Below are 11,325 nucleotides of genomic sequence, written 5' to 3' on the forward strand. Positions count from 1 at the left end.
CCAACAAAAAGGCCGATACCGCGGAGCATATATCCGCGATACTGGCCTTTTTACGTGCATAATTAAAACGGTTAACAGATTGGCTCCTTACCTTGCCGGATCGGCAGCTCAACACTGCGCGTCCAAGTTCCTTGGTTTAAGCTTCCTTACATAGAGCTTTTATGGATAGAGACTCCCGAAGCGCGCCCGCTGCGCTCCTTCACCGTGCCCGGCTCTTCCTGCTTCCCATCTTCCTGCTTCATTTCCCGCTCCAGCAGCAGGAGGAAGTACATCGCAAGCGTCATGAGCAGCCCGATCACCGCATGCCCGTGGAGAGGCAATTGAACCGGAGCGTGAAAAACCGCGCTCAACCAGGCCGTACCGGCCGCCGTCAGCAGAGTGTTCAGCAGTCCGCAGCTTATCCGCAGAACGGCTTCCTCCCCGGACACCGCCCTCCTGATCAGGGGACTAAGAAGCACCGTGATTCCAATCGAAGCGGAACCGTACCAGACGAGAGCTTCTTTGGATTCGGGCAACCCCAGCACCGGAAACGATTTGGCCAGAATAGTCCCGACGAACAAGAACTTGCCCAGCACGACCGCTACCGACAAAAGAGCGATCCCTGCCGCCTTTGCCGTTTGCATGAGCGGAATCGGCCCTTCCTCCCGCAAGCTCCCTTTTTTCCAGGCTTCCACTAACTCGCCCAGCATAACCAGCACAACGGCCGCCCCTATCCAAATCAAAGTACCGGCGGGCATTTCTCCGCGTACCAAACTCACAAAAAAAGCTCCTACCATTCCTATCGCTGCACTTAACATACTTCATTCCCCCTTAAGCTGTAACCGGATCGTATCGGGTGAACTCAGTATACCAAGGGAGACAGGACGAGTTTTGACCGTTCTTGCTTTTTCATAGGATTTTGGCGCCAAACACGGCAGCGGAATCGGCAGTACAGCGGGTTGTTCAATTGCCTATGCAAATCCGGGTCCGCTATTTCGTCACTTCCTCCACGTCCTTCGCGCTGACCTTCCCGCCTTTATCGAAGCGCGCGACGTATTTTACATAGCCGTACTTGTCTTTGCCCCCCTTGTCGACCATCACGTTCGCGTTAATCGTCACATGCCCGTAATCGTACCCTCCGGCATCCAGAACGGCCCCGAACTCACCCGCCGCTTCGGCAACCTGCTGCTTGGAAGCGCCCGCCGCATCCGTCATCACGTGGATGTACAGCGGTTCATCCAGCTTCAGGGACGGAGTCCAGGCGGCATTCTCCGCCAGCTGTCCTTTGACGACCTCAAGCTGGACAGTGACCTCCCTGACCGCAGGAACCCGCCGGGCAAAAGCAGCTTGAAGCTCCGCGGCCGCCTCCCCGCTCAGCCGCTCCATCAGAGCCGTATCGAGGCTGGCGGTTCGGATGCCGTCCACCCTCACCTTAGGAATCCAGCCTCCTACGGAAAATTCATACTCCGCCGGCTCTCCTTTGTCCGCGTCTGCTCCGATTTCCCTCACTCTGTACTCGTAATTCTTGAATTTGAAGTTATAAAATCCTTTCTCGATTCTCAGCCGTTTCTCCGGATAACGCTCCGCCAGGAAGTGCTGCAGCTCCCGTCCGGCCAGCCATTTGCTAAGCGGATTCCCGTTCAGCGAGTTATACAGCGAACCGACGAGCAGGGCAAGAAGCACCAGCAGCGCGATGTACATTCCCTTTTTCTTCTTACGTGTCTTCATTCGGACTCTTCCCCCGTCTTTCTGATCTTTAACACCAGCAGTCCCATCAAGCTTCCGATAAAGGCAAACAGGCTGTGAATGAAAGCCGTCACGACAGCCCCAAATATAGGCGCAACGACGATCATGCCTATCCCCCCGTCTCCCGAACCGTTTACGGCCGAGTAAATACTGTCCCCCAGCGACCATAGAAAAACAGGCGCAAACGAGAGAAAAAACACGATTTTCATCTGTTTATAAAACAGATACGTGACGAAGCCGAGCACGGCATACCACAAAACAAAGCCGAAGCTTTCGTTAAGCAGCGACGTGCGGATAGCCAGCACGAACGAAATCGCCATAAACAACAGCTGATAAAGAGACAGCTTCCGGTTGATCTTCGCCATCATCTTCGCATAGTCCTCGGACGGCTCCGGCAGTTCCGGTTTCGGCAGACTCTGTCCCGACAAGCGGACGAGCTTCTCGCAATCGGCGTCGTCCGCGGTCTGAGCTTCCAGCCACCTGGCCGTCTCTTCGCTCAGCAGACCTTCCTCGTAAAGCGGCAGCAGATCCTCGATAATGTGCCGTACCGTATGTTTATCGTTCATAATATCCCTCCAGCTCTTTGTGCAGTTGGAGCTTGATCCGGTGGAATCGTACCCGGACGCTGTTTTCCGTAGCGCCGATAATCTGTCCGATCTCCCGGAAGGACAATTCGGCATACATGCGCAGCGTGACGATTTCCTGAGAAACCTCATCCAACCGGAAAATTCGTTCGAGCAAAATATCGCGGTCCTCGCGGTCCAGCACCTGCTTCTCCGGCGTGACGGATTCGCGGCTTTCCGCCGCCAGTTTTGCCGCCAGTTCCTGCCCGTATTTTTTGGACCGGTAATATTTGCCCAGCTTATTTTTCGCGATGCCGAACAGCCAGGTCCGGACCGTCGAATCCCCCCTGAAGGAGCCGTGCCCCCTGACCGCCTCGTAGAACACTTCCTGGGTCAGGTCTTCGGCGGCCTCTCTGCTTTGCGTTTTCACATAGAAAAATGCGTACATTTGCGGTTGAATCTCTCGATAAAGCTCTTCAAGCCCCATGCGCCCTCCCTTATCCGAAGCCTCATCCGACGGGCGTGCTTTTGCCGTTCTTCTTATTTGTACCAGACAGCGTCCGTTCGTTACAGGATTCCGGAACTTTTTTCATTTTTGCGCAAAAAAAGCCCCGGAATCCGAATTCAAATTCGGTCCCTGAGGCTTTTAAAAGAAAGCGGAGGCTGTTATTTCCCGCCGGTAAACGTGACGCCTTTGATGAAAAAGCGGTTGAACACCGCGTAAATCAACAGGGCCGGAAGCGTGAAAACCATGGAAGCCGCCATGATGTAGTTCCAGTTGCTGATGTATTGGCCCTTGAACGTGTTCAGGCCCAGCGTCAGCGTGAACATCTTCGCATCCGAGATGAACATGAGCGGCTTCAGGAATTCGTTCCAGGCGCCCATGAAGACGAAGATCGTCTGGGCGGCCAGGGCCGGAAGGGCCAGCGGGAGCGCGATCCGGAAGAAGATGCCGAACCGGCTGAGACCGTCGAGCTGCGCGGCCTCCTCCAGCTCCTTCGGAAAGCTGACGAAGAACTGGCGCATCATGAAGATGAACGTGGCGTTCGCCATCATCGGCAGCGTGAGCGACGAATAGGTATTGAGCAGGTTCAGGTTCTTCATGATCAGATACGCTGGGACGATCGTCAGCTGCGCCGGAATCATCTGGACGGCCAGAATGAGCACGAACATCAGCTTGTTCCCGAAGAAATCGATCCGCGCCAGCGAGTAGCCGGCCATGGAATTGAACAGGATGTTGCAGACAGTGGCAATGACGGCGACGAGCGCACTGTTTAACATCCACCGGCCGAACAAAGGCTCTTTGACGAAGATGTCGTAATAATTTTGCAGGGTAAAATTTTTCGGTATGAAGTTAATGCTCCCCGACACGATCTCGCCCAGTGTCTTGAAGGACGAAGAGAGCGCCCACAGAAACGGAATGAGCGTAATGCACGCGTAGACGAACAAGATGGCGTACAGCAGCACCTTCATGGATTTGGATGATGAAGTCGTCATGAGTACGCCTCCCTAGTTTTTGTCTTCGGTGAACAGCCTGCGCTGGATCAGCGTAATGATCAGGATGACGGCCGCCAGGACGACCGCAAGCGCGGAGGCGTAGCCGAAGTCCAGATTTTTGAACGCGTACTGGTAAATGAGAAGCGCAACCGTCAGTGTGGAGTTATTCGGGCCTCCCGAACCGGCCGAGAAAATGTACGACTGGTCGAAAAGCTGGAACGTTCCGATAATGCCCATCACCACGGTAAAAAAAGTCGCCGGCTTCAGCAGCGGCAGCGTAATGGACCAGAACTGGCGCCATTTGCCCGCGCCGTCAAGCATAGCGGATTCATACAGCGCGTCGGGAATGTCCTGAAGCGCCGCCAGGAATACGACCATAAAGAACGGAGCCGTGGACCAGATGTTCATCATCATGATCGCTTTCAGCGCTACGGCGGGGTCCCCCAGCCAGTTGTAGCCGTGCAGGCCGACAGCTTCCAAGATTTTGTTCAGCAGGCCGTTCGTATTGAAAATCCACATGAAAATCAGCGTCAAAACCGCTGAGGATGTAACGGTCGGCACGAAAAATACGACCCGGAAGAAGTTCTTAAACTTGAGTTTGGCGTTCAGCACAACGGCAAGCAAGATCGCGAAAGCCGTCTGGACCGGCACGACGAAGAGCACGAACGAAGCCGTATTTTTTAGCGCGATCCAGGCCCGCTCGTCGTGAGCCATACGCGTGAAATTATCGAACCCGACCCACTTGTAGCTGACCTGGCCGAGCAGGCTGACTTTGTGGACGGATAAATACATCGAATAAAAGACCGGCAAAAATAAAAAGGTTCCCAGCACGAGCAGAGTGGGAAGCAGAAACAGATAACCGGTCACCGTGTTGCGGAGTTTCCGTTTCCAGGCCGCGTGAACGGTCATGAGCCTTACCTTCCTTTCGCGGAAAAGTGAAAGGGCGAGCAAGAAGGAGCATCGCGGCTCCTCCTCTCTTCCCTTCTTGCTTTACTTGGCGGCCGAGATTTCCTTGTTGGCCGTATCCTGGGCTTTCTTCATCGCGTCCTCCAGCTTCGCCTTGCCGGAATACGCTTCGATGAACTGGTTGTTGAAGTTGTTCATGATCGTCGGCAGGGTCGCTTTATCCACCCAAGGCGTAGCGTAAGAGGCGCCCGCCACGATAGCCGCGCGGAGCGGATCCTTGTCGTAGCCGAGCTCGGCCGCGACCGATTTGCGCGTCGGAAGCGCGAAACCTTTGCTGGTCCACGTTTTCATGCCTTCTTTTCCCGTCAGGTAGGAGAGCAGCTTCCAGGAAGCGTCCTTCTGCTTGGAATCCTTGTTCATCACGTAAGCGACCGGGAACGCCATCGTGCCTTTTTTGCCGTTTACCGTCGGAAGCTCGGCCGTGCCGTATTCAAGGTCCTTGTAGTTGGTTTGCAGGAACGGAATCGCCCAGTTGCCTTCGAATACGATGGACGCTTTGCCCTGGCCGAACATTTCGCCGGTCCACCCTGCGCCGACTTCTTTCGGCTCGCCGGACGTTTTCTCGACATTGTGCATATCGGTTACGAGCTGAAGACCTTTAAGCGCTTCGGGGGAAGCGAACGTCGCGTTGCCTTTGTCGTCCGAAACCTGGCCGCCGAACGCTTTCATCATGTACATTTGGCGGGCGATCTCCGGAGCGGCTCCGAAACCGTAACGGACCACTTTGCCGTTTTCGGTTTTGGTCAGCTTTTTGGCGGCGTCCTGAAGCTCTTCCCACGTCTTCGGCGGATTCGCTATGCCCGCTTCTTTAAAATCTTTCTTGTTGTAAAACATCGCCAGCGTCGAGAAATCCTTCGGGAAGCCGTACGTTTTGCCGCCGTTCTGGAAAGCCGCGAGAAGCGGCTGCTCGAAGTCGGCCGTATCGAAATCGGCCGTTACGTAGCCGTCCAGCGGTTCGACGACACCGGTCTGGATCAGGCCGGGCGCTTCGAAAGCGTCCAGATAGAACACGTCCGGTCCGTTTCCTCCGATCAGGCGGGTTTTCATGACGTCCATATACTGGTCCGCGATGACCTCGTAGTTGACTTTAATGTTCGGATTTTTCTTCTCGAACTCGTTTAGAGTCTGCTGCAAAAGCTCTTTCTCGTCCGCGCTGGACGTCCAGCCCGCCAGGGTAACGGTTACTTTCTCGCCGGAAGCGCCGCCGGACGGCGTTCCGCCCGGTGCGGGCGTTCCCGTGGAAGAATCGCCGCTGCCGCAGGCGGAAAGCACGACGACGGAACCGAGGAGCACGGACGTTAAGGTTGCGAAAGATTTTTTCATCATAAACAATAAACCTCCCTAATGTTCTGTAGGTATCTATTCGTTTTACAAGATTTCCAGCTCGTAGCCCGTATCGTTGCCCAGCACGCTCACATCCACGCGGCCTGTTTTCGCATCCCGCTTCAGCAGCAGATGCAGGCGGCCGCCGCCGATGCGCAGCCGGTCCACTTCCAGCTCGCTCATGTCAGGCAGAAGCGCCGGTTTCAGCGTCACGCGCCGGTTCAGCGCATCCGGTACGATACCGAGCATCGCCTGCACGAACGTCAGCGAGGTGCCCGCTGCCCAGGCCTGCGGCGAACAGGCGACCGGATACTTCACCGGGTATCCGAGCGAGTCGTCATAGCCGCAGAACAGCTCCGGCAGGCGGGCGTACTCGAAAGCCTGCGAGGCTTTCAGCAGCCCCTGCATGACGGTGAGCGCTTCCTCCCGGAAGCCGCTGCGGCTCATGCCGAGCAGGCAGAGGGAGTTATCGTGCGGCCAGACGCTGCCGTCATGGTAGCTCATCGGGTTGTAGCCCGCCGCCCCCGTGCTCATCGTGCGGATGCCGTAGCCGCTGAACATGTCGGCTGCCACAAGCCGCTTCGCGACCGCTGCGGCTCTCGCTTCCGATGCTATGCCGCTCATCAGGATGTGTCCGGCATTCGAAGTCACCGAATGCACCCGGCTCTTCGCTCCGTCCAGCGCGATCGCGTAGAACTGCTCGTCGTCCATCCAGAAATCGCGCTCGAAGCGCTCTTTAAGCTCAGCGGCCTGCGCTTCCAGCCGCTCCGCCCCGGCCTCCCGGCCAAGCGCGCGGAACAAAGGAGCCAGACGCGTCTTCGCCTGGTACACATAACCCTGTACCTCCACCAGCGCAATCGGAGCCTTCGCATACTCCCCGTCGGCATGAACCACGGAATCCGCCGAGTCTTTCCAGCCTTGATTCGCTATGCCTTTGGACGATTTCTGGACGTATTCGATGAAGCCGTCGCCGTCCTCGTCCCCATAGGAGTCCACCCATTCCAGCGCCGCCTCGATATGCGGCATCAGCTCTTCGATAAGCGGCGTATCTTCAGTCCAGTGGAAGTATTCCGCCGCAAGCAGCAGAAACAGGGGCGTGGCGTCGATCGTGCCGTAATACGGCGTAAACGGTACTTGGTTCGTTCCCGCCAGCTCGCCGTAGCGGATCTCGTGCATGATTTTGCCCGGCTGCTCGTCGCGCCATTCGTCTTCCTTCGTCCCCTGGTAGGAAGCCATCGTCAGCAGCGTTCCCTTGGCGATGGCCGGATTAAGCGGCAGCATCTGAAGTGCCGCGATCAGGCTGTCGCGTCCGAACGGAACCGCGAACAACGGCAGGCCCGCCACCGGAAACGGCCCGTGGCCCAAGTCCGTCAGCAGGACGCGCAGGTCCTGGACACTCCGGCCGTACAGCTTGTCGAAGGCCGGAAGGTCGCTGCGCACGCCGGTGCTTCCGCCGTTCCACTCCGCATAAGACGCGTCCAGTTTCGCCATCGCTTCGAGCGGATCGTGGAGCCGGGGCTGCCCGCCGTTAATCGAAGGACTCACGGTAAAGGCGATTTTACAGGATTCCCCGTGGTTAAGCTTGACGGGAAAGTGCAGACGTCCGTCGCCATCCACCGTATGGGCCGGGCCTTGCCAGCCAATCCGGGTTTCCCGCTCCACATTGTCCGCTCCCCGGTATGTGATGACCCGCCCGTTCGAAGAGAAACTGTCGCCGGTTTTGTGCCCGATCTCCCCATATTGGAAGCCTCGGACCACAAACATGTCTGTAAAATCGGCGTCCATCGCCACGGAAAAAACAAATTCAACCGCCTTCGGATAGTAGCTTGTGATCCGAAACGTTTCGTATAAAGATTCATCGTATATAAAGCGCTTTCTTTCAATTTCTACCGATTCTCTCCATAAAATCAGTTCTCCGTCCCGCTCCATATGCGGATTCGTAAGCCGGATGACGGCAATGTAATTTTCATCCGCGGCCGACGATAGCAGGATCGGCTTCTCCCCGTTGATTCCGATCTCGAAACGGCTTAAAAACCGCGTATCGGAAGTATACAAGCCGTGTCCCGTCTCGGGATTTATATCTCCGTTTATATCGGTAATCAGAAACAGATTGTTTTCTTTAATCACCCGGTAATCCAAAATATGACCTCATTTCTCTCGTTGACTTCGTGCCGTTTTGATTATCCGAAGCGTTTCGGATAATCGGCAAAAAAATACGAGGCCGCTGCCTCTTTTTCCTAATAAAGTCTTTCCAAAACGTTTCGGATCAACTATAATTGCATTATAAGCGAACATGTAAGCATTTACAACCCCAATTTTTAGTTGCCGGTTAATAATGTCCACCCGATAACGTCCAAAACGTTTCTGAATAAAAGGAGAACAACCATTGGTCACCATCAAAGATATTGCCAAAGCCGCACAGGTTTCCGTCACCACCGTATCCCGCGCGTTAAACGGCTATGACGATGTAAACGAAGAGACGCGCAAGAAGATCAAGCGTTTCGCCGACCAGCTCGGCTACAGCCCCAACATGGCGGCCCGCTCCCTCGTATCCAAGAAAACCAAGACGCTCGGCCTTCTGCTTTCCAATGTCACCCGGGCGAGCTCCAAAGATAATATCGCCTTCGAAGTGCTCTGCGGAATGAACGACCGGGCCGGAGAGCTGGATTACGATCTCGTGCTGTTCAGCACGACTCCCCAGAAGCAGAAAATCAAATCTTACAAGAACTTGTGCCAGGAACGGGGCGTCGACGGCGTCATTATTATGGGTATCCGGCTGGACGATCCCTATCTGGAAGAGATCGTTTCCTCGGACATTCCCTGCGTTCTGATCGATATTCCGCTCCAGGGCCCGAATGTCGGCTATGTTACCTCGGATAACATCAAAGGCGCCTATACCGCCGTGAAGCATCTGATCGAGAACGGCCACAGCCGCATCGGCATGATCAACGGCCACGCCCAGGCGGACGTCAGCATCCAGCGGCTGAAAGGCTACACGGACGCGCTGGAAAGCAGCGGCATTCCGTTCGATCCGACCCGCGTCCTGGACGGCTCTTTCTCCGAAGCGGGCGGCAAAGAAGCGATGTACAGGCTCCTGTCCATGCATCCGGAAACAACCGCCGTGTTCTGCTCCAGCGACCTTATGGCGCTCGGGGCGGTGCAGGCGGTCAAAGGGCTGGGACGGCGTGTGCCCGACGATATTTCGATCATCGGCTTTGACAATATCGACCTGACCGCGTACACGTCGCCCTCCCTCACTACCGTCAACCAGCACAAGTACGAGTCCGGCTATCAGGCCGCGCAGCTCCTGGTCGATTTGCTGGAAGGCCGGAATGTGAGCCACCATATCGTCCTGAATACGGAGCTGGTAAAAAGAGAAAGCGTCAAGCGCCTGCCGCTCTAAGGGAATGGGAGGCAAACACAAAACCCCCTTGAGGACCGATAAAGCATGAAGCTTTCATCGGTCCTCAAGGGGATTTTTGCTGCGGCCCGCCGGATCTTGCCGCTGTACTTTTAGCGCGCCGCGAGCGGTAACGGCTTCGGCGGATCGCCCGTATGTCAGGCGGCCCGCCGGCCGGCCGCTTGCAGCCGCACTCCGCGTAATTCACGCCGCCGATTCCACGGCCGGCGGCATTCAGCGGCCGGTCATGCGCCGGATGATATCGCGGCTTTTTTCCAGATAGCCCACGGATTTGTCGTACTCCCGGCTGGCTACGCCCAGATACAAAATATCAATGACATTCAGCTGCGTCATCCGTGATGACATGGCTCCGCTGCGGATTTCGTTCTCCGTCGAGGAGGTATACAGCGGATAATCCGCATGCGAGCTGACCGAATTGTTGCCGTATTTCGTGATGGAAATCGTTTTTGCCCCGCATAGACGCGCTTCTTTCAAACATTCGATGACATGATCCGTTTCGCCGGAATAAGAAATGCCGACCGCCACATCGTCCTCGTTCAGCATCACGGCGGAAGTCAGCTCAAGATGCGGATCGGTAAACGAGTAGCTGGTCTTGTTGATCCGCAAAAACTTGTGCTGGGCATCCTGGGCGATCAGATTCGAAGCGCCGAGGCCGTAGAAGTACGTCCGATTCGCCCGGCTGAGGGCCTCGACCGCTTTTCTCACCGTGTCCGCATCCAGAATGGTCACCGTATCGCGAATGGACTGGATGTTGTTGGCCGATACCGTATGGATAATCCGGTCGATGGAATCGTTCGGACGAATTTCCCGGTACTCGTATCTTTCCTCGTTCTGGTTCAAGTCACCGGCTACTTTGAGCTTCAGCTCCGGATAGCCTTTCACGCCCATCGACTTGCACAAACGGATAATCGCCGCCTGGCTGCCGCCGCTTTCGGCCGCTAATTGCGCTACGGACATTTCCAGCATTCGATGCGGATGACTGAGCACAAATTCCGCCACCTTGCGCTCCGATGGCGTGATATCGTCCAGAATCTCGCGCAGCCTGACTAATCCTCCGTTCATAATTCCTCTCCTTTGCCTGCGTGCCGCGCTTTAGAAAAATTGTACGCGTTTCGAAAGCGCGCCCGTCGGTACCGCGAACGCTTGAGCCCGCTTGAAGTTAGCCGGTGCGCCGCGCACGATCGTCAACGCTTTATAGTATTCGATGAACGGAAATCCGTAAGTTTCACCGCGTGCGTAGGCATACACATTCATCGCTTTAACCCAAGTCTCGTATGCTTCTTCAGGAATGTCAATAAAAATTTCAGGGTTGAAATCGTACGGATCTTCCCAGTTATCCGCGTAGTACAGATGGTTCGCATAGTGGGACGGAAGCTCGCGCTCGATCGTCTTCAATCCGGCGTAAAAACGCGCGTCATTGACAATATAATGCGTATTCGCGTGGTCTTTATGAATGCTGCCCTTCCAGTGGGTGAGAATGATATCCGGTTTCACTTCGCGGATCACATCCGCCACCTGATATTTCACTTCTTCATCGACGGGAAGCTCGGCATCTTTGTAAGCCAGAAATTTGACGTCGGCACCGACGATATCGGCGAATTTATGGGCTTCCTCGATTTTCTGCTTCGCATATTCTTCCGGAGTCAGGCGGGGATGCCCTTTCTCTCCCGGCGTCAGATGCAGGAAGGTGGCTTTATGGCCGGCCTGCGTATATTTCGCGATAACGGCGCCCGCCGTCAGATCCAAGTCGCCGGCGTGACCGCCGATCGCCAAAATATGATGCTTTTGCTCTGTCATGTGAAATCGCTCCTTTGGGTTGGACTACTCGGT

Annotated in this window: 11 protein-coding genes; 1 reads left to right on the plus strand and 10 read right to left on the minus strand. The window is 55.7% G+C overall.

Features of this window, described 5'->3' with window-relative positions; all coding sequences use genetic code 11:
• Window positions 1-146: 146 nt before the first annotated feature.
• The 8 genes from ACI48J_RS24670 to ACI48J_RS24705 all read right to left on the minus strand — a co-directional run bounded on the left by ACI48J_RS24670 (window position 147) and on the right by ACI48J_RS24705 (window position 8,213).
• Window positions 147-758, minus strand: a complete 612-nt coding sequence (locus ACI48J_RS24670) for a hypothetical protein (protein ID WP_405080698.1) — start codon at window positions 756-758, stop codon at window positions 147-149.
• Between the two features lie 211 nt (window positions 759-969).
• Window positions 970-1,707 carry a hypothetical protein gene (locus tag ACI48J_RS24675; protein WP_326056815.1) on the minus strand — a complete coding sequence of 246 codons (738 nt, stop codon included), beginning with the start codon at window positions 1,705-1,707 and terminating at the stop codon, window positions 970-972.
• A complete protein-coding gene (locus ACI48J_RS24680; protein WP_405080700.1) occupies window positions 1,704-2,291 on the minus strand; it encodes an anti-sigma factor family protein in 588 nt (195 codons plus the stop codon). Before ACI48J_RS24680 ends, ACI48J_RS24675 begins: the two co-directional genes overlap by 4 nt.
• The gene (locus ACI48J_RS24685) at window positions 2,281-2,775 is read right to left on the minus strand and encodes an RNA polymerase sigma factor (protein ID WP_405080702.1); all 495 of its coding nucleotides are present in this window, start codon (window positions 2,773-2,775) and stop codon (window positions 2,281-2,283) included. Before ACI48J_RS24685 ends, ACI48J_RS24680 begins: the two co-directional genes overlap by 11 nt.
• 179 nt (window positions 2,776-2,954) lie before the next feature.
• Window positions 2,955-3,785 (minus strand): carbohydrate ABC transporter permease, encoded by an 831-nt coding sequence (locus tag ACI48J_RS24690; protein ID WP_405080704.1) that lies wholly within the window; start codon window positions 3,783-3,785, stop codon window positions 2,955-2,957.
• Between the two features lie 12 nt (window positions 3,786-3,797).
• A complete protein-coding gene (locus ACI48J_RS24695; protein WP_317954515.1) occupies window positions 3,798-4,694 on the minus strand; it encodes a carbohydrate ABC transporter permease in 897 nt (298 codons plus the stop codon).
• An 81-nt stretch (window positions 4,695-4,775) separates the two neighbouring features.
• On the minus strand, window positions 4,776-6,077 hold the full coding sequence (locus tag ACI48J_RS24700; protein ID WP_405080706.1) for an ABC transporter substrate-binding protein: 1,302 nt from the start codon (window positions 6,075-6,077) through the stop codon (window positions 4,776-4,778).
• Between the two features lie 42 nt (window positions 6,078-6,119).
• A complete protein-coding gene (locus tag ACI48J_RS24705; RefSeq protein ID WP_405080708.1) occupies window positions 6,120-8,213 on the minus strand; it encodes a glycogen debranching N-terminal domain-containing protein in 2,094 nt (697 codons plus the stop codon).
• A 247-nt stretch (window positions 8,214-8,460) separates the two neighbouring features.
• Here ACI48J_RS24705 and ACI48J_RS24710 point away from each other — a divergent pair, with 247 nt between their 5' ends.
• Entirely contained in the window at window positions 8,461-9,477 is a 1,017-nt protein-coding gene (locus tag ACI48J_RS24710) for a LacI family DNA-binding transcriptional regulator (protein ID WP_326056801.1), read from the plus strand.
• A gap of 231 nt (window positions 9,478-9,708) precedes the next feature.
• Here the strand turns inward: ACI48J_RS24710 and ACI48J_RS24715 are convergent, their stop codons facing one another.
• The gene (locus tag ACI48J_RS24715; RefSeq protein WP_405080710.1) at window positions 9,709-10,557 is read right to left on the minus strand and encodes a MurR/RpiR family transcriptional regulator; all 849 of its coding nucleotides are present in this window, start codon (window positions 10,555-10,557) and stop codon (window positions 9,709-9,711) included.
• A gap of 30 nt (window positions 10,558-10,587) precedes the next feature.
• Complete coding sequence (locus tag ACI48J_RS24720; RefSeq protein WP_405080712.1) at window positions 10,588-11,292, minus strand: PIG-L deacetylase family protein; 705 nt, start codon at window positions 11,290-11,292, stop codon at window positions 10,588-10,590.
• Window positions 11,293-11,325 lie beyond the last annotated feature (33 nt).

This window comes from Paenibacillus chitinolyticus (assembly GCF_045038035.1).
Lineage (GTDB): Bacteria > Bacillota > Bacilli > Paenibacillales > NBRC-103111 > Paenibacillus_F > Paenibacillus_F chitinolyticus_A.

Coding starts and splice junctions, on each gene's coding strand:
- ACI48J_RS24690 (WP_405080704.1), bottom strand. CDS start 3,785: ATGACGACTTCATCATCCAAATCCATGAAGGTGCTGCTGTACGCCATC.
- ACI48J_RS24695 (WP_317954515.1), bottom strand. CDS start 4,694: ATGACCGTTCACGCGGCCTGGAAACGGAAACTCCGCAACACGGTGACC.
- ACI48J_RS24680 (WP_405080700.1), bottom strand. CDS start 2,291: ATGAACGATAAACATACGGTACGGCACATTATCGAGGATCTGCTGCCG.
- ACI48J_RS24715 (WP_405080710.1), bottom strand. CDS start 10,557: ATGAACGGAGGATTAGTCAGGCTGCGCGAGATTCTGGACGATATCACG.
- ACI48J_RS24720 (WP_405080712.1), bottom strand. CDS start 11,292: ATGACAGAGCAAAAGCATCATATTTTGGCGATCGGCGGTCACGCCGGC.
- ACI48J_RS24685 (WP_405080702.1), bottom strand. CDS start 2,775: ATGGGGCTTGAAGAGCTTTATCGAGAGATTCAACCGCAAATGTACGCA.
- ACI48J_RS24675 (WP_326056815.1), bottom strand. CDS start 1,707: ATGAAGACACGTAAGAAGAAAAAGGGAATGTACATCGCGCTGCTGGTG.
- ACI48J_RS24700 (WP_405080706.1), bottom strand. CDS start 6,077: ATGATGAAAAAATCTTTCGCAACCTTAACGTCCGTGCTCCTCGGTTCC.